Below are 24,566 nucleotides of genomic sequence, written 5' to 3' on the forward strand. Positions count from 1 at the left end.
GAACAATACTTCATTTTAACTTAGTTAGAGAAATCAGTCGTAATAGATTAGGCTGTATAGAGAGTTAGAGTAAGCCAGAAGCCTATCTAACCTGAATTTAATTTAATCTTGAATATACTCTTTTCCCGTTTGCAATGCGTATTCTGCCCTCATAAATTCTCTGCCCAGATAGGCGGCATGGTCTAACATACTGATAGGAGGATTAGTATTTTCTTCCAATAATTTAACGCAAATCTCTTTTGCTGTTCTTCCCGTAAAGGTTGTGGTGGGCTTTCTTACTTTTCCTCCCTTACAGGCTATCACTTCTCCTGTATCTGGATCAACTGCTAATCCTTGATCATTGATAGCATTTGTGTAGTGTTCAGCACAGATTAATCCAGCATCCTTGTTCAAATAAATGATAAAGTATCCTTGGGGATCTAAGTCAATATGTCTGTTAGAGAGCTGATTGTCTAATTCTGTCAAAGATGAAGATAAGGTTGTACTCATATTTCAGTGTGGCAATTTTTCATGGTTAAGCAAGAAAATGTTTCTTACTTAATTAATTATCTTGTGATAGATTTACTCTTTCTATTGTGCTATCTTTCCTCGCCATTGGGCAACAAACTGATCAATTATTTGCTCAAATGCTTTTTCTTGATAGGTAAAATTTACAAAGGAATATATGGAAGAATAGCCGTTATATAAACCTAATAAAAATCCTGTTAAAATTCTTGTAGTCTCTTGTTTATGTGTAAACTGTTTGCTTCTTGATAAACTCATAGGGATATTATTCGGTAAGCACAAAAAGCTATAGAGAGCTTGATAAATTCCTAATTCGTGGTTATCAATTTTTGCTTGTAATATTTTTTCTGCTTCGGTTAAATAGATTTTTTCTCTGATTAAATACTCCACTATTTTTATTGCTTCTAATTCTTCTAAAGTATATTTTTCTAAAAAAGAAACTATTTGCAATGCTATATTATCTATTTTTAGTTGCTTCTGTAAAATTAAATTAATAGTTATAATTAAAATTTTCCAACTATCAAGATTAGTATTTGAGGTAAAATAGTCATTTTTTATCAACTCTAATTTTTCATCTAAGTTGCTATTATCTCCATAATAAAATAGGAATAAAGGAAAAAATGCGATCGCACCTTCACTCAGAGATAAACTATCAGGGTAAATATTATATTCATTACGTATTTTTTGATAAAACTCATCATGAATTTCCCTTTCCATAGACAAATAATTAAGCATAGAAAAGGTAATTTTAAGAGGAATAGACTCGACAGAAGATAAATCACAGTTTTTGCCCAAATTACTGCCCATATTTAAAGCATAAATAGCAATTAAAAAACTAGCTTCAATATCCGATTCTTGAAGGTATATTAAGGACATTTAGTTAAATTGATAAAGAAATTAGATTAATTAATCAATGATTTTGATTTTAACTCTTCTTGTTCTCTAATATACTTAAATAACTTAAAATCTTCTCCCTTAATGTGGTGTGCCAACCATTGATTCAGAAAATGTAATAACTCAATATTTATATTGACATTTCCCGCTATAAATTTACTTCTTAACTCTTTCACTTTTTGGGTTAATTCTTGATGAATTTTTTTGTGTTCTTGGTAACGTGGATAGCGTTTAGACAACATAAACATTTCTTCATCAGTAAAATGCTGAATAGTATATTTAATTAATTTATCTAAAGTCTGTTGTAAAACATCCTTACCATGACCTTTCTTCATGGCATCATGTAATTCATTTACTATCTCAAATAACTGTTTATGTTCTTCATCTACTTTTTTATTTCCTGTATAATATTCTGGATTCCATTGGGCAAATATTAAGCTCATTATTTCCCTCCTTGTTTTTTGTAGAACATGAGTCGTATATGATTGACAAAATAAATCTTAACCACCAAATAAATTTATATTTTTGTCTTCTTTTATTATCTTCTACTATTCAAGAATAGCACCATAATCTTAATATTACTCAACAATAATGAAATATTGAAGAATATGTTGAATAAGGTCATAATTTGAGTTTTCAAACAACACTTTTATTCTTTTCTAAAGTTAACTTTTATTTTTCCTAATCTATTGTATTTTACTACTTCAGTGAATATACTTAATTTTTATTAATATTCTCAATCATCTGATGATAAACTTAGGTAATTTAGCTAAACTTTATCTCTAAATTTTCCTCAATAGGTTAAAATTGTTTATTAATTTTATAGTCTTTAATAGTGTTTTTAATTTATAAATTTTAATCATGGTTTTCGATAAAAACTGCCCACATAAAAAAATTTTATTAATCAGTAATGGTCATGGAGAGGATTTAAACTCTAGTTTAATCGGAGAAAAACTAAAAATTCTTAATCCAAATTTTCAGGTAGATGCTTTTCCCATCGTTGGAGAAGGTAAGTCTTATCTTAACAAAAATATTCCTATTGTTGCTCCTTTACAACAAATGCCTTCAGGAGGGATTTTTTATCTCAACCCGATTAATTTTATAAAAGATTTAACTTCGGGTTTAATTACTTTAACTATTCAACAAATAGTAACTATTAATAGAATTAAAAATGATTATAATTTTTGCGTAGCAGTTGGAGATATTGTACCTCTTTTTTTTGCTTATTTAACAGGTAAAAAATTTGTTTCCTTTTTAGTTGCTAATTCTAGCTATTATGAAAACCGTTTAAAATTACCTTTCTTAACTACGTTGATACTAAATTCTAACCGTTGTTTACAGATATTTACTAAAGATGAATTTACCCGTGATGATTTGAAAAAGCAAGGATTTAAAAATGTTATTTGTGAAGGCTACCCCATTATGGATACTTTACATTCTTCTGCAAAGAATTTATCAATCAATCCCCAATTGCCGATGATAGCTTTATTACCCGGTAGTAGATTTCCAGAAGTCTTAAATAATTTAATTTTAGAATTAAAAGTGTGCGAAATCTTGGTGAAAAAATATGGAGGTAAATGGCAATTTTATACGGCTTTAGTTTCAACTATTAAAGAGAATGATTTAAAAGATTTAGCTTTACAAATAGACTGGAAATATTCTCAAGGAATTTTGAGGAAAGAAATAAACGGAAAAAAAATAAATATACATCTTTATTATGATGCTTTTGCTGATATTTTACTACAATGTAATCTAGTAATAGGAATGGCTGGAACTGCTGTAGAACAGGCTGTTGGCTTAGGGAAACCTGTAATACAAATTCCGGGAGAAGGTCCTCAATTTACTTATCGCTTTGCTGAGGCGCAAATGAGGTTACTTGGTTTGAATGTGATTACCGTAGAAGATAGTAAAGACATTGAAAAAAAATGTGAACAAGGGGCAGATAAAATTAAAGAAATATTACAAAATTCCAATTTTTTAGAGAAATGTGTTAAAAATGGCAAAGAAAGAATAGGCGATCGAGGTGCATCTTTAAAAATGGCGTATCATATAGAAAAATTAGTGTCACTAAATTAAGATGTCATTTTTGTTTGTAAGGGAAAAGCAGAGAGAAACGAAGAAAAAATAGTATGCAGGAAACGAGATTAAACCTACTTATTAATAATTTTACTAATCAAATAAAAAGTTTTTTAAATAACCCTTGGCGAAAACTATCATTTGTTATTATTGGTTTTTTATCAGGATATATTACTTCTGACCTTCTTTCCACAAGTTTAGCTCAAGCAGGAAAATGGGATGTGCCAATGGCGTCTCTTTACTTACTTTTCACCGAGATTACCAGTATGATTGTTTATGGGGGTAATAAAAATAGAAATAAAATAATGTGGGCGGATTTACTAAACTCTTTTAAAATAGGTCTTGCCTTTGGTTTATATTTAAGTGCGATGACTCTTGCTTCTTAACATATCTAAAAATTTTGAAATCCAGTGAAACGATTTATAATTATCGATCATTCTTTACAAGATTTACAAGGACATCATTATGAGTGTAGTTTTTCTATAGCAGAATCTTTACAAAAATTAGATTTTGAGGTGATTATTATTGCCAATCGTAATTTTCCTCCTTCTTTATATCCAAAAGGAATTAGGGTAATTTCCGAGTTTGAGGTAGATTGGTTTAACAATTCAACCCAAAAGCTAACAGGAGTTAAAAAATATATTGCATTTATTTATCAATTTTTTCTCAATTTTAGTCTTGGTAATTTATTTAATAGCTATAAAGAGAAAATTAAATATCGAATTTTTATATTAAAGACAACTAAACCCAAATTAAGTATTTTTTTAGAAAAAGTAGAAGGAAGTTTTTATCGTCTTAATCAATGGCTAAAAGAAGATTTAAAACTGCTGAAGAATATACCATTTAATTATACTTTCCTAGGAATATTACAAACTGGTGTCGGCGGAATAAAATTTATTTTTTCTATCATCACAAAAATTATTACTAATTCTCTATTTAGGCTTATTTTTTTAGATAGTAAAAGTTTTATTAGTTCGCTGCAAAAAACTATTGAAAAGTTAAAATTAACTTCTGAAGATCAGGTTTTTATTCATACCATTAGTATTGAACAAATAGAAGATTTACTGCATTTATTAAAATCTCAAAAAGTATTTTTTCATCCTCGCTATCATATCATGTTAAGACGAGATATTGACGATGATTTAGTGAAAAATGCTCGAGGAATAGGAATAAAATCTTGTTTAGAATTATTTTATCAATCTAAATTATATCCAAATAAGATAGAATTTTATACAGATACAGAAGAGTTAGTTAACCGTTATAATAGTCTTTCTCCTGTTAAATTAAAATTAATTCCAGTGCCTTTTCGTCAAGAAATATTAAAAGAAAATATAGTAGAAAAGGATAATAATTCTCCCATACATTTAGTATTTTTGGGGGATGCCAGAAGGGAAAAAGGATATTTATATTTACCTGAAATTGTCGAAAATTTATGGCTAGATTATTTATCTAACAATAAACTTAAAATCACTATTCAATCTAACTTTAATAATCAGGATCAAGAAATTCTTACCAGTCGCTTAATATTAGAAAGCTATCCTGAAGACAAAGTTACAATTATTAAAAATCCTCTGAAAACTTCTGCTTATTATCAACTTTTAAATAGTGCTGATTTGTTGATTATTCCCTATGATAATTATAGTTATCGTTATCGAACTTCTGGCGTTTTAACAGAATCACTGGCGGCAGGAAAGCCAGTAATAGTACCTAAAGATACATGGTTAAGTGAGCAAATTGATGAGAATAGAGGTGTAATTTATGATTCTCCCCATCACATTACTGATGCAATTATTAAAATTATTAATAATTTAACCATTTATCAGGAAAATGCACAAAAATTCAGTGTTGGTTGGTGCAAGAAAAACTCTATAGATATTTTGATTAAAACAATATTATCCCCTTTATTATTAGAAGATGAGAGAAATACTTTTACTATTTCAGAAATTGAGAGTAAGCCATTAATTCATCAGTCTTATTTTGTACTAATAGTTGATGGTGATAAATTACTAGATTTGGAGTTAAATCAACAGTTAATAATAGCTAATTTAGAATTTCTTTCCTCTTGTAATTGTCGGTTATCAGTAATAGTTTATTCTTTACGGAGTGAGTTAGATAAAAGCAAATTTGAAAATCTTATTAATGAATATATATCTGATTATAATGTAGTCAACATTTCTTATATTTATAAAAATAGTGTTCCTTATTTTTTAGATAATTTAGATAGGCAAAAATATTTAAGAAATCTTTATCATCAAGAAAATACTTTCACCAAATATTTAGTAGATATAAATAGTTTATATATAGATGATGATTTAGTTAACTATTATACATTTCAAAATATAGATGGGATAATTTTAGATTCTATTGCTAGTCAAATTCTGCTAAATAATATATTCAATGATCATAAAATAGCTGATCTTAATATTATCTGTCAAGTGGCGGAATTAATGGCTTATCAGTCAGCAATTGACAATCATAATAATGTTGATATACAGGAGTTAAATCAAGAATTAAAATTATTCAGTAAGGTTAAAGCTATTCTGGCAACAAAGGAGTATTATCGAGACAAAATCCTAAATATTCACTCTCAATTAGAAGGGTATGTTTTACCAAATATTTATCCTTTAATTTCTCAAGAAAAATCTTTGCAAAAAACTAAGATAAATTCTTTTATCTGGGGTAACAATCGAGATAAATATGAAACTCTTTTAAGACAATTGTTATGGGAAAAAAATAATACTCAAGTAGATGAAAACAAAGTAATTAATGATAGTCAATTAGGGAAAAGAATTGCTATATTATATCCTTGGCAAGATATTTTGGAGAGGAAGGCCGGGGCAAGTCAAAGAGTCGGTTTGTTGATTGATTATTTGAGGGCGAAAGGTCATAATATTTGGTTATTTACTACGGGAAAAGAAAAAGACTTATTTTTAGATAATACCCGTTATACTTTTTTTGAACAGTCTTCTAATAACTTATCTTTAGTTAAAGAAATTTATAGTCATATTTATGAGCATTTTTATAGTTTCAATTCTCTTCATGATTCTCCAAATAATTCTCATTATTCCCCTGAAAATATTGATAGTATTATGAAAGATTGGCGTTTGTCCATGTATTATCAATTTAGATACGATCGCGCTTTTGAAGAACAAGTAAAAAAAGTCTTAAATTGGGCTGATATTGTCATTTTAGAATACCCTTTCTGGAGTAGTATAATAGCTCCATTATGTCAAGAGGCAAAAGTAAAATTAATTATTACTGCCCATGATATTATCTGTGAACAAATATCAAAAAATAATAGCTTATATAATATTCTTTTAACTGAAGAAATAGTTAACTTAAAGAAAGCCAACCAAGTAGTTACGGTATCAGAGAAAGATAAAGAATTTTTAGAACAATTTAAGATTAATAGTGTTGTGATTCCTAATCCAGTTCAGATACATAAAACAGAAGAAATTACTGATGATTTTCAAGTAGAAAAACATAAAAATAATTACCCTTTCCTAGAAGAAAACTATTGTTTATTTGTTGGTAGTGGTCATTTTCCTAATTTAGAAGCAGTAAAAGAAATAAAATTGATCGCACATCAATATCTCCAAGAAAAATATTTTCCTGAGTGTAAATTTATCGTTATAGGTAGTTGCAGTCAACCTGAAAATAATAATAATTTTATTGCATTAGGAAAAGTTGATTTAGACTTATTAAATATTATTTATCAACGGGCAAATTTAATTATTGCACCAATGCAACACGGTACAGGTTCATCATTAAAAATAATGGAAGCCATGAGTTTTTCTCAAGTTATTTTAGGAACAAATATTGCTTTTAGAGGCTACCCTGTTAAAAACGACATTCATGCTTTAATTGAAGATAATTTAAGTTTATATCCTCAAATAATTGCTGAGTGTTTAAAAGTAGAAAATCAGCAAAATATGAAAAATATGGGCAAAAATGCTTTAGCTTTAGCTAGTCAATATGATTATCAATACCTCTATAAAGAATATGAAAACTTGTTTACTATTCTCCTTACTAATTCCGTATGCAGTTGATGACTGGCTTTGTAAGCTAAATAATGCCCTTTAGGGATATTTCCCAATAAACTTAAATCGCCAATAAAGTCTAATAATTTGTGTCTAACGGCTTCATTTTCAAACCTAAGTGGTGGATTTAACCAACCATTGTAATCACACACAAGGGCATTTTCTAAACTACCTCCCTTGATTAAACCTTTTGATTTTAACATCTCAATTTGATCTGCGAACCCAAATGTTCTTGCAGGTGCGATCGCATCTTGGAAAGTTTCTCTTTGAGGATACCAACTATACCATAAATTTTGCAATACTGGATAGGGATAGTCAACCCCACAACTAAATTTCATCTCAGGGGAAGGAAAAGCCACACAAAACGCATCATCTTTTCTTACCCAAATTGCTTCATCAATTTCTCTCTCAGAAGAATAAAATACTTTATTATCATCTTTTAATTCGATATGTTTTACCCATTCTTGTGCTGAACCATCTAACAAAGGAACTTCACTACCATCAATTTCAATTCTTGCCCCTTCTATACCGCATCCCCATAACGCCGCTAATAAATGTTCAACTGTGCGAATTTTGACATCTCCATTGGTTAACTCTGTAGATAACATAGTAGGAGAAACCGATTCTATCGAGGCTTTAATAACTGGTTGGTTTGGTAAATCTACCCTCACAAAAAAACGCCCTTCTTCTCTATCCACAGGGGATATTTTGACTGTGGTAACTTCTCCTGAATGAAGCCCAACGCCAGATAAAGTAAATGGTTTAAACATAGTTAGTAGTAAATAGTTAATGATGAATAAATTTTAGTTTATAGTTGATTTCCCTCTAATACTCTCTCACTCTCATTTTCTCCCTTTCTCCCCACCTGTTATTTAATAAGGAGGGAAAAGACGACGAAAACCATGACATAAAACAATCAAGAGAAAAATAATATTTCGAGGTAATACCCACCACCAACCATAAAAGATGGGCTGACTGGGTTGATAGTTATTATGAATCGTATTTGACAATTTTTGAGCAATTTTGTGCAAAAGTTCGATGTTTCTGGGATAATCTCTTAAATTATTGATCCAATCTTCTGGAATTCCTTTCAAACCTACTGTTGCCCCCATTAATGCCCCTAAAATTGCACCAGTGGTATCCGTATCTCCTCCACAGTCATAAATAGCTGATAATGCTTGAGGAAAATTGCCAAAATGGCGATACCAAGTAAAGATAACCACAGGCACAGTATGATATACATAACCTGAAACACCTTTTTTTTGCCCGATTTTTTCAGCAAATTGTAATACTGATAAATCTTCTTTTAAACTTTCTGTAATTGTGTCAACTAATAGTATCCATTCTCTATTCTTATTCCCTATTTGTTTCAAAAAAGTTGACAATGTTTCTATCTGAGGAGGCTGAGTAAATCTATCCCGAATTATCCATGCTGTCAAGGATGCGATCGCATCTGCTCCTATTAAAGCACGAGGATCAGAATGGGTTATTCTAGTAGATAAACAAACATATTCTCTTAATTTATCTTGGTTGTGAGCAAAAAAAGCTCCTATAATTGCACTTTTCATCACTGCTCCATTACCCGCCGAATCAACACCACTACAACGGGGATTAAATCCTAACCAAAGTTTAATAATGGATTTGAGGGTAGCTAATCCAACCCCTGCTGGTAAAGATAGTAGCCACCATTTTAAACACCATGCTAATCGCCTAACGTATTTTTCTGGAGAATTAGGATGAGCAATTAGGCATTGAGCGACAAATATAGTATGCTCGGTATCATCACTAATCATGCCATAACGCCATAAAAGTCTCTGATGCCATTGATGCCTAAAGATTTTGTGATTACGTTGTCGAGAAATACCTTCTGCCGGTAAACCCACTGAATCACCTATTGCTGTACCAATTAATATACCTAATAAAGATGATATGTCGTTATTACTTACCACTTATTACTCCTCAACAACGTAAAGTTTAATTTTCTATCATACAAGGAGATAAAAACGATTTCATAAAGCATTTTTTGATTACTTGCTTTAAATCTAACACAGTATTTTTCAATTCTTCGGCTAATTCTTCTGTGAAATCATCTAATCTATTTCTCTCTTGAAATGCTAATTGATTTAGATCTTTTTCCCATCTTTTAATACTTTCTGGACTAGGATTTTCTATTATTTCATCTTTTTCTTTAGTCATTTTTTCCATAGTACCATCACTATTAATTGTCAACTCCCCCTGAATAATTTTAGTAATTAATTCTCCTGTGGACATTCCACTTTCTAGGGCTTTATTTTCTATTTCTTGAATAACTTTTACTGGTAATCTTAAAGTACCTTTTGTTCTTTTATTTATGCCAAAAACAATAGCTTCAATACGATTTGCTGTAATTTTATGAGGGGCATAAGTATCTAAAACTTCTTGCCATTTTGCTAATAATTCTTCTTCTTTTAGCTTAATTAACAAACGAGCTTGAGTTTCATTTTGTGGAATAATATTGAATCCTGATTTTATTAGTTTAATAGCAACACCTGCTGAAGCAATTACTTGATTTGCTCTCCAAACAGGATAATAAACTCCTTGCTCACAGTAGTCTTTAAAGGATTTATACTTATTTTTATATAAACGATAATATTTTACTTGATAAAGTTGTACTCCTAATTTTATATAGCTAATACGATTATATTTAATACTATTAGTAATTTGCTCTAATTGATTATATTTTCCTTCCTCACTGATGCAATAACATTCTTCTAAAATTGATCTAAAAGGCTCTTTTATTTCTTCCCAAAATAACTCATCTTGATTTTCTTCTGCACTATTATAAAGAAGAGCTATCCCAGAAGAATCTGCTACGCAGCACGCCTCTATATTATTACGGTAATAACTTCTTAATTTTACACTATTATTCATTACATTATTGCCTCTCAATTTACTCATAATTCTTCTTTAGCTAAGTTTTTTTAGTACTTTATTAGTACCTTATTGCCAATGGGTCTATCATTATACATCGTTTGTCCAAGGGATAAATAATATTTTTTTTAGAAGAATAAATAATCATAAATATATTAAAATTTTGTGCGTTTTTTACTAATTAAAAAAAGGTATTAAATTCAAGAAAAATATTGATGAGTATATATGTCCATTGCACCACTCAATCTTCAAAGGAAGAATCAATCACATAAGAACTAACAAGATTAAGACAAGGTTAACTTTTGCTTAGTATAAAGAAAATACACAAATAATTCTGCCTAAATTTTTCGTAACATTTTTTACATTTTGAAATAGAATTAAGACATGATGGTAAAAAAAACAGAATATACTCTTAACAGGAGCTTCTCTCTTCCCTGTCTTAACCAGATAAATTAAATGCACTCCTAGCTTATTACTCACCCACTTAAGTCCCATTAATTCTTACTTAGCTGATATGATCAAAAGACGGGTAAATTAGTAAAAGAGTAGTTAATGAAGACCGATAAAAGCAAAAAAAATCAAGTCATTATCCAAGTAGCAGTGATTTTGGCTGTGTGTGTGGCAGGTGCAACTTTTTTTACACCTAAATTACTGGAAATTTTAAACAATGTTTTGATTTCTCCCTTTGAGAAAAAACCAGAATATCGATTGGATGCTCCTTCTGAAGTCTTGTCTCTTGTTAATTTACCTCCATCGGAAAGAAAAGCTAGTTTAGAGGCAATTGCGAATAAGGATACTCCCTCTTTAGATCGTAATCGTGCAAAATATTTATTAGCGGTGGATGCTTTGAGAAATGATTTTGATGGAGCAAAAGCCTTACAATATTTAGAAAATCTCGATCGCACCTATCCCATTTTAGCTCCTTATGTTCTTTTGTTACAGGGTAGAGCCTACGAACTAAATAATAGTACAGAAAAAGCACAGAAAATCTGGCAAGATGTGATTAATAAATACCCTGATGAGTTAGTCAGTGCAGAAGCACATTATAAACTAGGTAATTATGACCCTGAATTTTTCCAAGAAGCTATTAATCGATTCCCTCAACATCCTCGCACCCATGATATTGCAATTAAACTACTAGAAGAAAATCCTCAACAAAAAGAATTATTGCTACTCCTTGCCGAATATGACATTGTACCCGAAAATAAAGCAAGAGTCGATCGCCTCGTTAAAGAATATGGTCAAGAATTAGAGCCTAAACAGTGGGATATTGTTGGTAACTACTATTGGCAAACAGGCAATTATAACCTTGTGTCTTCTGCTTATGAAAAAGGCACATCTACCCCACAAAATTTATATAGAATTGCCCGTAGTTATCAAGTATCCGACAAAGAAAAAGAAGCCAAAACCGCTTATTTTAAGTTAGTGGAAACCTATCCAGATGCCCCAGAAACAGGGTTGGCATGGCGTCGATTAGCGGCGATGTCTGATGGAGAAGAAGCCCTTTCTTTCCTCAATAAAGTAGATGACAAATATCCTGATGAAGTTGTCATAGCATTAAGAGAAAAAGCAACCCTCTTAACCCAATTAGGTAGGTATCAAGAAGCCACCAACGTTAGAGATACAATTTTACAAAAATATCCCCAAAGTGAGGAGGCGGCAGACTATCGTTGGCAAATAGCGAAAGATTTTGCCGATAGCGGTGATTATGTTTCCGCATGGCAGTGGGCGCAACAAATTAGTGTTAATAACCCCGATAGTGGGGTTGCACCAAAAGCAGGATTTTGGATTGGGAAATGGGCAGAAAAACTGGGGCAAAATCAAGAAGCAACTAAAGCCTATGAATATGTTTTACAAAATCATCCCCATTCTTATTATGCTTGGCGTTCTGCAGTTCGCCTAGGGAAAGATGTGGGAGATTTTAATAATTTACGTAGTTTGCCTTTACAAGTAGAAACTCCACAACAGCGCCCCATTCCTCCTGCTGGATCAAATCAGTTTAAAGAGTTATTCTTATTAGGAGAAGATCAAGATGCGATCGATCTTTTTACTGCAGAAATAGGTAATAAAGAAGAAATAACAGTATCTGAACAATTTGTCCAAGGATTATTAAAACAAAATCAAGAAAAATACTTAGAAAGTATCAATTTAATTTGGAATTTAAAAAACAGAGATAATCCAGAAGACTACGGAGAATGGCAAATATTACGCAGAAGCCCTGAATATTGGTATGCTTTATTCCCGTTTCCCTATGAAGATTTAATTGTAAAATGGTCAAAAGAAAGAAACTTAAATCCTTTTTTAGTTGCCTCTTTAATGCGTCAAGAATCCCGTTTTGAAAAAGAGATAAAATCCCCCGTTGGTGCTACAGGGTTGATGCAAATTATGCCAGAAACAGGAGCTTGGATTGCCCCTCAAATTAACCTTAAAGAATATTCTCTCACCAATCCAGAAGATAACATTAAAATGGGTACATGGTACTTAAATTATACTCATGATACTTACAATAATAATTCCATGTTGGCGATCGCAAGTTATAATGCGGGGCCAGGCAATGTAAGTAATTGGATTAGTCGTTACAGTCTTGCAGATATAGATGAATTTGTGGAGAATATACCCTTTCCAGAAACTAAAAATTATGTAGAAACAGTATTTGGAAATTATTGGAATTATGTAGAATTATACGATCCTAAAATTGAGGAAAAATTAAATTAGTGATGGGGTGAATAGTTGATAACTCTTAACTCCTAACCCTAAACTAATCTTCTTTCTCTCTAATAATCTAAAATAACTACTATTATGGTATGGAAAATTAAGCACTTAATATTATTATTTATTTCCTTTTTTATTATCAGTTGTCAAGCAGAAGAAACGGATAATTTAGAATTAACAAAAGGACAATTTATTAATACACAAATCGTTAACCTAGACGATAATTTTAAACCCATCACAGGCGAAATTATCTATGTTCCTGCCTATTCTTATATTTATTATTCTAATCGTCAAAGAAGTCATAGTTTAGCTATTACGTTGAGTTTTCATAATACTGATTTAGAGTTTCCTATTATTATTAAATCTGTTAAATATTATGATAGTAAAGGGCAATTATTAGAAGATTATGTATCCAATCCAATACAACTAAATGCCTTAAGTTCAACCAATTTTTATATAGAAGATAATGATACTAGAGGGGGAGTAGGGGGTAATTTTCTCATTGAATGGGTTGCACAAAAAAAAGTTTCTTCTCCTATTGCGGAATCTGTTATGGTTAGTACAGCTAGTACTCAGGGGATTTCTTTTGTCAGTACAGGAAGAATAATTAAAGAGTTAAAATTTGAGGATGTAAAATAAATAAACCAATATTATTTATGCCTAGAGAAAGTATGAAAAAAATCCCTTATCTTTTATTCGCTATTATTCTATTCCTTTCAACTTTATTCTTAAATCCAGCTAATGCTAACGCTTACACGGAAGAGGAAAAACTATTGCTTCAGTCTTGGCGTCTAGTCAATGAGGCTTATGTGGATGATTCTTTTAATAATCAAAATTGGTGGTTTATTCGACAAAAATTTTTAAAAAAGCCTTTACATAGTAAGGATGAAGCCTATGAAGCTATCAGTGAAATGTTGGCTACTTTAGATGATCCTTATACAAGGTTTTTGCCTCCCAGACAATATCGAAATCTACAAATTACCACTTCAGGAGAATTATCTGGTATTGGCTTACAAATAAGTATTAATCCCGAAGATAAACATTTAGAGGTAGTTTCTCCGTTACCGAATTCCCCTGCTGAAGCGGCAGGTATTCAACCAAGAGACCAAATTTTGACCATTGATGGTATTGATACTGAAACTTTAACTTTAGATGAGGCGGCTAATAAAATTAGAGGGAAAATTGGTACTTTAGTGACCCTAGAGGTAAAAAGTAAAAAAGAGGGTATTATTAAAGAATATCAGTTAAAGCGCGATCGCCTCTCTCTTAGTTCAGTAACAGCCCGTTTAGATACAAGTAACTCCGACTATCCCATTGGTTATTTACGTTTGAACCAGTTTAGTGGCAATGCGAGTAAAGATTTAGCCCACGAATTAGCAAAATTAGATCAAGAAGGGGCAAAAGCCTATATTTTAGACCTAAGAAATAACCCCGGTGGATTATTACAGGCAGGAATTGAAATCGCCCGTCTTTGGCTTCCACCTAGTACCATTGTATATACAGTGAATCGTCAGGGAATTTTTGGTAGTTACGACGCAACAGGTAATCAATTAACGGATGCACCTTTAGTAGTTTTAGTCAATCAAGGTTCAGCTAGTGCTAGTGAAATTTTAGCAGGGGCTTTGCAAGATAATCAACGGGCAACTTTAATCGGGGAAACAACTTTTGGTAAAGGCTTAATTCAGTCTTTATTTGAATTGCCTGATGGTGCAGGAATTGCTATTACTGTGGCTAAGTATGAAACTCCTAATCATAAGGATATTAACAAAAAGGGTATTACTCCTAATGTAGAAATTACTCAAGATCCTATCAGTTATTTTGAAATTGGCACAGAAAAAGACCTTCAATATCAAGCTGCGATCGCATTTTTGACGGAAAATGATAGTTTACCCACCATGATTAGTCAGAATGACAATTAGGAATTAGTAATTAAGACAAGGCAATAGGGAATAGTTAAGAATTAAAAACTCCTAGCTTTCATCCTCATTACTCTTTACTCCCCTAAACCTGCAACCTGTAACCTGCCCTCATTCAATATTTTTAAGCCAAACTGAGATTAATTATTTACAGAGTTTAAACTTTGCCACAAACTATCTAACTTATCATGTGCTACAGAGGAAGAAATCTTACCATTAGTATGCAGTGCAGATAAATAACTAACCTGTTGAGAAAAACTTTGTAAATCTCGATGGAGAGAAGGAGAATTAAATTTTTCTGGGGATGAATAATAATAATCTTTTAAATCTTGAGGGGATAAATTAATGTAGTTTCCGTGGTTATTCTTTCTCATAGAATCAATCCTCCTCTTAAATACACTTTATGGTTTATACTTAATTTCATGTTAACCTTTTCTTAACCTAATAATGAGGTATATTACGAAAAGTTGACATAGTAAATATTAGAGGGGTTTTATTCTCCCCAAGGAAAATGAGGATGGGATGCTAAAAGCGGGTATAGCAGTAAAGATTATCAATCCTGAATATGTAAGGGGTTTTGTTGGCTATTTATTAATGCAGGAATCTTCATCTCGTTGGTTAGTAAAGGTAATTATTAAGGAAACTCATTTACCCAAAACCTCTGAAATGTTAGTATTATCTTTAGAAGAATCAGATTTTGAAATATTACATCACAGTCTTTAAACAAATAATTTAATCATGATTATATTACCCGGCACTACTGTTACTGTTACCAATCCCGATGATATTTATTATCGTTATCAAGGATTAGTCCAAAGAGTTACTGATGGTAAAGCGGCGGTTTTATTTGAGGGCGGCAATTGGGATAAGTTAATTACTTTTAATCTATCTGAATTGGAGATTTTTGATCCTAAAGCCAAAAAGTAATTTTGTTACAATATTTAGGAATTCGGGTGTTGAGGTATTAGGGGATTAGGGTATTGGGGAAGCGTGTTGATTAAACACTTTTGCCTCTTGCCTCTTACCCCTTGGATATTCGGGAGTTAAAAAGGTGTTTTTGTTGTTAGATGTATAATGGTTTGAGTATGGGGATGAGTAAAGATAATTTCTCTAGCATGAAGATATAATCGATCCTCATTTTGTTCTAATTTACCATAGATGCGATCGCCTCTTATAACCAGACCTAATCCTTGTAAACAATGTACTCTTAACTGATGAGTCCTACCAGTGATAGGTATTAACTCTAAGCGGGTTTGTGCTTCCTTTCTCTTTATGACCCGAAAATGAGTAACACTAGGTTTTCCATATTGATAATTAACTTCCTGACGAGGCCGCGATCGAGGATTTCCCCACAACGGTAAATCAATTATTCCCCTATCTTCTTTTACTATGCCCTCTACAACCGCTTCATAGATTTTTTTCACCTCTCTAGCAGAAAATAGTTGTGACATTTTAAGATGGGTATCTTCATCCTTCGCCAAAATTAATATGCCTGAAGTATCTTGATCTAATCGATGAACTGTTTTAAGATAATTATAGGATTTAGCCGTGAAAATCTGTCTAAAACGAGTTTCCACACAGTCAAATTTATCAATACCTCTACCAGAAACTGATAACAACCCACTAGGCTTATTTACCACTAATAAATAATCATCCTCATAAATAATTGGTAAAGTTGCCGAAGATGTACGAACCTCAAAACTGGGTAATCCAGACAAGAGAAACCCCATCAAAGGCTGACATCTTGACTCACAGGCAGGATAAAAACGACCATTGACCTTTTCACCGTTAGGAGAAGTATCACCCCACCAAATTTCAGCCATTGCAATAGGTATTAAATTGTTGGTAGCCGCATAATGAAGTAATTTTGGGGCGCAACAATCCCCTGTACCCGTAGGAATAAAATCTTTTCCAAGCAAACTTCCCACACTTAAACTTTCCCCCGCAAAGTTGGTCATAGAATAAGCCGTTTGCATTTGTGCTTGTAATTGTCGGGATAATTCTTTTCTTTGCCTTTTTAAGTTTCTAATTTCTTGATCTGCGAAACTAATTTCAGCTTTTAAAGGCTGTAAAATTTCCTGCCATTTATGTTTTAAATTTCTTCTTTGCCAATCATCTTTTCGACTTTCTTGCTCCAAATCTTTTAATTTTTCTTCAATATGACTATTATTAATAGTTATATTTTTTAGCTCATTTCTTAATTCATGTCTGAGTTGTTTTCTTGCTTGATGAATCTCTTTTAAGGATTGCCATTCTTGCTGAAATTTTTGTTCTAAATTATTATATTCTTCTCTGACGGAAATATTTTTAAGAGCAATAATTTGACACTTTATTTGATCTAGTTTTTGTAAAGTCAACTTCTCCGCCATTGTGATGACTGAATTCGCAGGTATTTGATTAACCCATCCCTGAATTTCTTTTTTGCCCCCCCAAAATCCTGAAAAAGCCTTAATAACTTTCAAATCACCTAAATTATCTTTAACGACTAACACTCCTAGCATTTTTCCTTTAGGCATTTTTATCTCATTTTTATCTAATTCAGCACATAATTTCAATGCTATTTTTTCAGATAAAATTGTGCGGGGTAACTTTAATTTTTGCTGAGTTTTAGGGCAAAATCCTTCATAATAATAAGTAACTATTTCTTCTTGAAAAATATCTTCTTTTTTGACAAAATCATCTACAGAATGCAGTATTGTCTGTAAATTCATATTTTATTAGTTAGGCTGGTTTGAATGACTTTTAAACTTGCACTTTTTCCATAATTTAGTAGTAGTTATTTTTAATATTTATTTATTTAGACTTATTTAATTTAATGCCTAAAGTTGCAACTACAAACTATGAGAATAAGCAGGAATAGTTATATTATCCCTTGAAGTTGATTAATTTTTTATAGGATAATCACATTTTTTCTACAAGTTAGTAGTAAGCCTTTTAAGGCTTATTTAGCGTAGTGGCTAAAGCCATAACTACAAACAAATCTATGATGTCATTCAGATAATGCCATTGAGCCTTGCCAACTGTTAATCATGAATGCCTCTATTTCCTCATCATGGTCAGAAGCCATTTGAGGGGAAGAATTTGGTTTAAAGATATATGCAGATACCAAGAGTATTACTGTTAATATGGCTGTGGGGAAGATGAACCTACGCCATCGTTTAGTCTTTTGAGATTGTTGTTTTTCTGTGAGAATTGACATCATGATTAAGTCTTCACAGGGCTTTAACTCCTCTGGTGGAGGAGGGCAGTGGGTTTGTAAAAAACTAACTAATTGCTCATCTTGGGATGATAAATAGATGTCTTCTACATCGCAAATTCCATCGGAATTACCACTTTCGTGTTTCATAAGCTAATACCTTCAAGTTCTAAAAATTGACGCAAATTTTTTCTGGCTTTGAATAAACGAGATTTAACCGTACCAAGGGGAATAGATAATATTTCCGCTATTTCCTGTTGTGGTAAATCTTCTAAATCATGAAGAACTATGACTGCTCGGTGATCTAAACTGAGATGTTGTAATCCTCTAGCTACCAATTCTTGATAGTGAAGTTTCAACAACTCTTGATGATTATTACTAGATTTTGCCAGACTATATTCCAAAGATTGTTTTGTCTGGTTAATATTTGCCTGATGACGTTGCAATTCTCGCTTTTTGCTAGAACCTTGATCATAGGCAACATTCCAACAAATACGATAAAGCCAAGTGGAAAAATATTGAGGATTACGTAATTGGGGTAAAGATTTCCAAACTTTTAAAAATACCTCCTGTTGTAAATCATCTAATACTTCGCTACCACACAACTTATATAAAGTTGCTCTGACTTTATGATGATAACGTTGATATAGTAAACGAAATGAAGTTTTATTTCCTTGTTGACAATTCCTGACTAAATCAGAATCTGCAACTTCAGAGTAATCATCAGCTAACACGCTCATCTCAATTTTTGTGATTTATTGTTGCTATGATTTTAGACTTTTGACTTTGAGTAAAGGTTCACATTCTCTTGGTATAAACCTGAAACCGATTCCTTTCTAGGGTTACAATATATTAATGAATATTTATGCACAATCACTATGTTTAATTGGTTTCGCCGTAAAAAAGAGAATAAAGAAAATATTGAACAAAAACCTCCTGTTGTTGAAGATAAACAATCTAATGCTCCTTGCTCAACCTCCGAAACTCAGTCTCAACCTTCTTTAGAGTGGGCAAAAGCCGCTTATGCTAATATTCAGAAACAAAAGCAGGAAATTCCTGACAATTCAGAAGATGATAGAGTTGCTTCTGTCGAAAATAGTCTTTCTGCTGAGGGGGAAAATGTTGATTCGTCTTCAACGGTGGAGGAAAAAACTGAGGAAGTCAAGGAAAATGCCCCTGCTTGGATGCAAAAAAGCGATCGCCTCTCTGCTTTAAAAGAAACGGCTATAGAAACGGAAAAAGAAGAAGAAACCCCATTAGACGAAGATTTTGTTTGGTCTGCACAGGTGCTTGAGTCTCAGGGAAGGACACCTGATGATGTGTCGGAGGAAGAATTTACATGGCTGAGAAAATTACGTCAAGGATTGGGCAAAACCCGTCGTAACTTTGTTAATCAGTTAAAGTCGGTTATCGGACAAGGACCTCTTAATCAAAACGCTATTGAGCAAATTGAGGCGATGTTATATAGTGCTGATGTGGGTTATGAAGCAACGGAATATATTGTTAATACTTTACAGAATAAGTTAAAAGAAGAATCTCTGGCTTCTGAAGATGCGATCGCATCCTTAAAGGAAATACTACAACAAGTTTTAGATGAACCGTTACAAAAATTAACAAAAACTGAATTTGAACCAGAGGCAGGAAAACTCAATATTTGGTTATTAACAGGAGTGAATGGTGTAGGTAAAACCACCACTATCGGGAAATTAGCACACCTAGCGAAAACATCAGGTTATCATTGCGTCATAGCCGCCGCCGATACTTTTAGAGCCGCCGCAGTAGAACAAGTTAAAGTGTGGGGAGAAAGGACGAATACCCCTGTAATTGCCAATGAAGGTAAAAATACAGACCCTGCGGCCGTCGTATTTGATGGTATCAATGCTGCGATCGCACGTAATGCAGAAATACTATTAGTTGATACAGCAGGAAGATTACAAAATAAGAAAAACTTAATGGAAGAACTAGCCAAAATTCGCCGTATCATAGATAAAAAAGCCGTAGATGCCAATATCGAATCACTATTGGTACTAGATGCTACCCTAGGACAAAATGGCTTAAAACAAGCCCAAGTATTCTCAGAAGCCGCTCAACTAACAGGAGTAGTTTTAACCAAACTCGACGGCACAGCTAAAGGAGGAGTAGCTTTAGGAGTATGTCGAGATTTAGGCTTACCAATTCGTTTTATTGGTGCAGGAGAGGGCATTGAGGATTTGCGCCCCTTTTCTAGTTATGAATTTGTCGAAGCCCTTTTAAGTTAATCATAAGAGGAAATAGGGTGTTCTGGGTTCGGAGTTCGGAGTTAGGAGTTAGGAGTTAGGAGTCAGGTTATTGGAAGAAAGTAATAAGTAATGAGTAATGAATGTTCGGAGTTTTTAATGATTCACTATTCACCCCAACACTATTTACCTTTGCCCTTTGCCCTTTGCCCTTTGCCCCTTGCCCTTTATAACTTATTGATGTTGGGATTTAAGTTTTTCTTTTTCCCACGACAAAGTTTGTTCTAACTCCTGTAATTCCTCTCGTCTCGTTTCCACTTCTAAGCGAATACGGGTTAAATCTTGGCTCTGAGAAGTCAACTCTTGACGCCATTTTTCCAGTCTTGCTTCTTCTTCAGGTATATTGATATTACTGCGAAAATTCCCTTCAATTAAATACTCTTTGAGTAAATTTAAAATCCAATCTTTAGCTGATTGACAACGCAAAATTTGTCCTTGATTATTTAATTCCACTAATAATAATAATCCCTCTTTAAAATTATCATCATTATCTAAAGGGATATAGTGATTGTTGCAAAAAGTCCATTGTAATTTAGACTCTTCCACAGCAAGAAGATTTAATAAAAGTTTTCCTGTGTCAGTATCTTTGATAACTTCGGCTAAATGCAACATTTTTGGTAATAAACTTAGGTTTAGGTTTTAGGGTTTGGGGTGTGAGTAGTAGGGAGTAGGGAGTGGGGAGTAGGGAGAAATGAGTAATGAGTTTATTAATTCTTAATTTTTAATTCTTCATTCTTGATTGTTAATTATTTTAGTAATTCTAGGCGTTTTTGTAAGATTTCTCCCTGAATTTTGCTTTCTGCTAAGGCATTTCGAGCGTTTTCAATAATGTCATTGGGTGCTTTGTTAACAAAATTAGGATTATTTAAACGCCCTTCTAAAGATTTAACTTCCCCTTCAATTTTAGAGAGCTTTTTCTCTAATTTTGCGGTTAGTTTTTCAATGTCGATTATACCCTCTAAAGGAATTAAGATTTGAATTGTACCCACTACAGAGGCGATCGCCTTTGAGACTTCATCGGTTAAACTATCAGTAATGGTAAGATTCTCTACCTTTGCCAATTCCATAATATAGTTTTGGGTTTGTTGTAGAATTTCTCTTTCTTCAGGGTTTTCTGATTGCAGAATAGCGTTAACTTTTACCCCCGGTTTAATTTCTGCTTCCGCACGAAGGTTACGAATAGCACGTATTGTCTCGAAAAGAAGGCTAAAGCTAGTTTCTAATTTCTCATCGATAAGAGTGGTAAAGGTAGGGGTGATAACTGGGGGTGTATCTTCCGTTTCTATTTTAATCAGGGAGTCGGTTTTTTGAATATTACCGAATATCTCCTCTTTAAAGTTGGCTAACCATTGCAAAGTTTCCTGTCTTTTCTCCACAAAGATGAAATTTTGATAGACAAACCATCCTGTATAACCTAAACCAATCAGGCGTAAGAAGGGAGAAAGTAAGGGAAAATCATGGATAGCGGTGGTAATGGAGGAAATCAATTGAATAACTACTAATACCAAAAATGCGATCGCAACTACGGTAAAAGGTTGTTGATATTTTCTCAAGAAACCGCTAATTTGATCGGGTAATTGGTCTAATAAACTTACCACTTGATGACCTAATTTAACTATAGTGCCTTCCTCTGTATTTTCAAAACTCACTAAAGCCTGTTGAGGTTGAGTCATTTTTTGAATAGTAGTTAATTCCATCAATTCATCTACCACAGGTAAAGATTGCAAAGCTAAACTATCATCACTATTTTGAGTTAAAGTGTGCCAAATTTCCTCAGTGATATGAGGCATAAAAGGATGTAACAGTTTGAGGATACCTTCCAAAACATAAGCAAGGGTTTGTTGTGCTACCTTACGGGAAGCAGAATCTTTGTCTTGCCATAAACGGGTTTTCACTAACTCGATATACCAGTCGCAAAAGTCACCCCAGATAAACTCATATAATCCCTTTGCTGCTTCTCCTAATCCGTAATTATCAAGATATGTTTCCGTTTCCTTGACAATTTGATTAAAACGTGACAATATCCAGCGATCGCATCCTTCTAATTGAGTTAAGTTAGGATAGCCTAATTGGGCGGGGGTTTTACCATCTAAATTCATCAACACAAACCGCGCGGCATTCCATAACTTATTGGCAAAATTACGAGAGGCTTCTACCGAATCAGACTCATCGGTTTGACGGTTATATTGTAAACTAATATCCTGCCCTGCACCAGCTACTTCACGAATTAAGGTATATCTTAAGGCATCTGTACCGTATTTATTGCATAAAAGTAAAGGATCAATACCATTATTGGCAGATTTTGACATTTTTTTGCCATTTTCATCCCTTACCAAACCATGAATATAAACATCCTTAAAGGGCATTTTACCAGTAAAGTGACCTGACATCATGGTCATACGAGCAACCCAGAAAAAGATAATATCAAATCCCGTCACCATCGTGGTATTGGGGAAATAAGTATTAAAATCATCGGTATTGTTAGGCCATCCCATAGTAGAAAAAGGCCACAACCCAGAAGAAAACCAAGTATCTAATACATCTGGATCTTGAGTTAGAATAATATCCTCACCATATTTTTCAACGGCTTTGTCCCTCGCACTGTTTTCATTATGTGCTACAATAAAAGGAGTCTCATCGGTAATTTCCCCGTTAGTTAAACTGGTGACATACCAAGCAGGAATCTGATGCCCCCACCACAGTTGTCGAGAGATACACCAGTCTTGCAATTTAACTAACCAATCACGATAGACTTTTTCCCATCTTTCAGGCACAAAATGAGGGGATTGATTATCGTCTAATTCTGTTAAGGCTTTCTTGGCTAAGGGTTCAATTTTAACAAACCATTGAGTTGACAGTAAAGGCTCAACAGGCACTTTACCTCGATCGCTGTATGGTACACTATGACGATAATCTTCAACTTTGACTAAAAATCCTTCTTCTTCCAGTCGTTTAACCACATTCTTACGAGCGACAAAACGATCTTGTCCTGCAAATTCTCCTCCTTCTTCGTTAATCGACCCATCTTTATTTAAAATATTAATAAAAGGTAGATCATGACGTTTACCTATTTGAAAATCATTGGGATCATGAGCTGGTGTTACTTTAACACATCCTGTCCCAAAAGTGCGATCGACAAAATCATCAGCGACAATGGGAATCTCTCGATTAGTAATAGGCAAAGTAACGGTTTTACCGATTAAATCTTGATAACGCTCATCATTGGGATTAACTGCTACGGCGGTATCTCCCAACATAGTCTCAGGGCGAGTGGTAGCAACCTCTACATACCCTTCTCCTTCCGTCAAAGGATAACGAAAATGCCATAAATGCCCATCAACTTCTTTATTTTCTACCTCTAAATCAGACACCGCCGACTGAGATTCTGGACACCAATTCACCATATATTGACCACGATAAATTAATCCTTCTTCATACAGTTGCACAAAGGCAGTTTTTACCGCATCACATAAATTCTCATCAAGGGTGAATCTTTCCCTACTCCAGTCAGCAGATAAACCTAATCGTTGTAATTGATTAACAATAGTGCCACCTGATTGATGTCTCCATTCCCATGCTTTCTCTAAAAATTTCTCTCTTCCTAAATCGTAACGGGTTTTACCTTCGGCTTTGAGTTGCTTTTCAATGATTGTTTGTACGGCAATACTAGCATGATCTGTACCGGGTAAACAAAGGGTATTTCTTCCTTTCATACGGTTATAACGCACAAGGGTATCAATCAAGGAAGTATTAAAAGCATGACCCATGTGTAGAGTTCCCGTCACATTAGGAGGAGGAATAACAATAGCATAGGTTTCTCCGTCTTTATCGGGATTAGCTTTAAAGGTTTCTTTTTCCCGCCAAAATTTTTGCCACTTTGCTTCTGTTATCTGAGGATCATATTGAGGAGGTAAAATAGTTTCGGGTGTAGTCATAATAATAGAATTTTTTTAGTTAAATATAAATATTTATCTATTGTGGTCTTATTTATTTTCCCATAGATTAACTCTCAAATATTATTTGTTATGTTGCTAGATAGGTT

At 33.0% G+C, this 24,566-nt stretch carries 21 protein-coding genes; 9 read left to right on the forward strand and 12 right to left on the reverse strand.

The genetic code is table 11. The annotated features are described in order from the left end of the window. Positions 1–102 precede the first annotated feature (102 nt). The 3 genes from Dongsha4_RS08355 to Dongsha4_RS08365 all read right to left on the reverse strand — a co-directional run bounded on the left by Dongsha4_RS08355 (position 103) and on the right by Dongsha4_RS08365 (position 1,841). Entirely contained in the window at positions 103–489 is a 387-nt protein-coding gene (locus tag Dongsha4_RS08355; protein ID WP_330205214.1) for a DUF4346 domain-containing protein, read from the reverse strand. Between the two features lie 81 nt (positions 490–570). Then, positions 571–1,380 carry a hypothetical protein gene (locus Dongsha4_RS08360; RefSeq protein ID WP_330205215.1) on the reverse strand — a complete coding sequence of 270 codons (810 nt, stop codon included), beginning with the start codon at positions 1,378–1,380 and terminating at the stop codon, positions 571–573. A 26-nt stretch (positions 1,381–1,406) separates the two neighbouring features. Continuing rightward, positions 1,407–1,841: a bacteriohemerythrin gene (locus Dongsha4_RS08365; protein ID WP_330205216.1), complete on the reverse strand. Its 435-nt coding sequence runs from the start codon at positions 1,839–1,841 to the stop codon at positions 1,407–1,409. A gap of 418 nt (positions 1,842–2,259) precedes the next feature. Between Dongsha4_RS08365 and Dongsha4_RS08370 the strand changes: the two genes are divergently transcribed. From Dongsha4_RS08370 to Dongsha4_RS08380, 3 genes are read left to right on the forward strand one after another with little or no spacing between them, the layout of a single operon-like run. After that, a complete protein-coding gene (locus Dongsha4_RS08370) occupies positions 2,260–3,474 on the forward strand; it encodes a lipid-A-disaccharide synthase-related protein (protein ID WP_330205217.1) in 1,215 nt (404 codons plus the stop codon). Positions 3,475–3,527: 53 nt separating this feature from the next. Continuing rightward, positions 3,528–3,860, forward strand: coding sequence for a DUF565 domain-containing protein (locus Dongsha4_RS08375; RefSeq protein WP_330205218.1), 333 nt, complete (start codon positions 3,528–3,530; stop codon positions 3,858–3,860). A 24-nt stretch (positions 3,861–3,884) separates the two neighbouring features. Then, positions 3,885–7,523, forward strand: coding sequence for a glycosyltransferase (locus Dongsha4_RS08380; protein WP_330205219.1), 3,639 nt, complete (start codon positions 3,885–3,887; stop codon positions 7,521–7,523). Here the strand turns inward: Dongsha4_RS08380 and lpxC are convergent. From lpxC to Dongsha4_RS08395, 3 genes are all read right to left on the reverse strand, one after another. Further along, complete coding sequence (gene lpxC / locus Dongsha4_RS08385; protein ID WP_330205220.1) at positions 7,466–8,284, reverse strand: UDP-3-O-acyl-N-acetylglucosamine deacetylase; 819 nt, start codon at positions 8,282–8,284, stop codon at positions 7,466–7,468. The two genes, Dongsha4_RS08380 and lpxC, sit on opposite strands and share 58 nt — an antisense overlap. Positions 8,285–8,386: 102 nt before the next feature. Continuing rightward, the gene (locus Dongsha4_RS08390; protein WP_330205221.1) at positions 8,387–9,463 is read right to left on the reverse strand and encodes an ADP-ribosylglycohydrolase family protein; all 1,077 of its coding nucleotides are present in this window, start codon (positions 9,461–9,463) and stop codon (positions 8,387–8,389) included. Between the two features lie 25 nt (positions 9,464–9,488). Then, positions 9,489–10,424: a hypothetical protein gene (locus tag Dongsha4_RS08395; RefSeq protein WP_330205222.1), complete on the reverse strand. Its 936-nt coding sequence runs from the start codon at positions 10,422–10,424 to the stop codon at positions 9,489–9,491. 552 nt (positions 10,425–10,976) lie between these two features. Here Dongsha4_RS08395 and Dongsha4_RS08400 point away from each other — a divergent pair. The 3 genes from Dongsha4_RS08400 to ctpA all read left to right on the forward strand — a co-directional run bounded on the left by Dongsha4_RS08400 (position 10,977) and on the right by ctpA (position 15,055). Next, positions 10,977–13,139: a transglycosylase SLT domain-containing protein gene (locus Dongsha4_RS08400; protein ID WP_330205223.1), complete on the forward strand. Its 2,163-nt coding sequence runs from the start codon at positions 10,977–10,979 to the stop codon at positions 13,137–13,139. Positions 13,140–13,223: 84 nt separating this feature from the next. Next, positions 13,224–13,775 carry a DUF3124 domain-containing protein gene (locus tag Dongsha4_RS08405; protein WP_330205224.1) on the forward strand — a complete coding sequence of 184 codons (552 nt, stop codon included), beginning with the start codon at positions 13,224–13,226 and terminating at the stop codon, positions 13,773–13,775. Between the two features lie 32 nt (positions 13,776–13,807). Next, on the forward strand, positions 13,808–15,055 hold the full coding sequence (gene ctpA / locus Dongsha4_RS08410) for a carboxyl-terminal processing protease CtpA (RefSeq protein WP_330205408.1): 1,248 nt from the start codon (positions 13,808–13,810) through the stop codon (positions 15,053–15,055). Positions 15,056–15,192: 137 nt separating this feature from the next. Here ctpA and Dongsha4_RS08415 read toward each other — a convergent pair whose 3' ends face one another. Then, positions 15,193–15,426: a DUF7219 family protein gene (locus tag Dongsha4_RS08415; protein WP_330205225.1), complete on the reverse strand. Its 234-nt coding sequence runs from the start codon at positions 15,424–15,426 to the stop codon at positions 15,193–15,195. Between the two features lie 148 nt (positions 15,427–15,574). On the opposite strand from Dongsha4_RS08415, the gene Dongsha4_RS08420 reads away from it, so the two are divergent. Continuing rightward, on the forward strand, positions 15,575–15,775 hold the full coding sequence (locus Dongsha4_RS08420) for a hypothetical protein (protein ID WP_330205226.1): 201 nt from the start codon (positions 15,575–15,577) through the stop codon (positions 15,773–15,775). Positions 15,776–15,790: 15 nt separating this feature from the next. After that, positions 15,791–15,979, forward strand: coding sequence for an NAD(P)H dehydrogenase subunit NdhS (locus Dongsha4_RS08425; protein WP_015218645.1), 189 nt, complete (start codon positions 15,791–15,793; stop codon positions 15,977–15,979). Between the two features lie 116 nt (positions 15,980–16,095). On the opposite strand, the gene Dongsha4_RS08430 is transcribed toward Dongsha4_RS08425, so the two are convergent. The 3 genes from Dongsha4_RS08430 to Dongsha4_RS08440 form a co-directional block, all read right to left on the reverse strand. After that, positions 16,096–17,763, reverse strand: a complete 1,668-nt coding sequence (locus tag Dongsha4_RS08430) for an RluA family pseudouridine synthase (protein WP_330205227.1) — start codon at positions 17,761–17,763, stop codon at positions 16,096–16,098. Between the two features lie 278 nt (positions 17,764–18,041). Then, positions 18,042–18,398, reverse strand: coding sequence for a hypothetical protein (locus tag Dongsha4_RS08435; protein ID WP_330205228.1), 357 nt, complete (start codon positions 18,396–18,398; stop codon positions 18,042–18,044). After that, positions 18,395–18,988, reverse strand: coding sequence for a sigma-70 family RNA polymerase sigma factor (locus Dongsha4_RS08440; protein WP_330205229.1), 594 nt, complete (start codon positions 18,986–18,988; stop codon positions 18,395–18,397). Before Dongsha4_RS08440 ends, Dongsha4_RS08435 begins: the two co-directional genes overlap by 4 nt. A 138-nt stretch (positions 18,989–19,126) precedes the next feature. Here Dongsha4_RS08440 and ftsY point away from each other — a divergent pair, with 138 nt between their 5' ends. After that, positions 19,127–20,506 carry a signal recognition particle-docking protein FtsY gene (gene ftsY / locus Dongsha4_RS08445; protein ID WP_330205230.1) on the forward strand — a complete coding sequence of 460 codons (1,380 nt, stop codon included), beginning with the start codon at positions 19,127–19,129 and terminating at the stop codon, positions 20,504–20,506. 192 nt (positions 20,507–20,698) lie between these two features. Here ftsY and Dongsha4_RS08450 read toward each other — a convergent pair whose 3' ends face one another. Beyond that, the gene (locus Dongsha4_RS08450) at positions 20,699–21,136 is read right to left on the reverse strand and encodes a hypothetical protein (protein WP_330205231.1); all 438 of its coding nucleotides are present in this window, start codon (positions 21,134–21,136) and stop codon (positions 20,699–20,701) included. A gap of 134 nt (positions 21,137–21,270) precedes the next feature. After that, the gene (locus Dongsha4_RS08455) at positions 21,271–24,459 is read right to left on the reverse strand and encodes a valine--tRNA ligase (protein WP_330205232.1); all 3,189 of its coding nucleotides are present in this window, start codon (positions 24,457–24,459) and stop codon (positions 21,271–21,273) included. Positions 24,460–24,566 lie beyond the last annotated feature (107 nt).

The sequence above is a fragment of the Cyanobacterium sp. Dongsha4 genome (assembly GCF_036345015.1).
Taxonomy (GTDB): Bacteria; Cyanobacteriota; Cyanobacteriia; order Cyanobacteriales; family Cyanobacteriaceae; genus PCC-10605.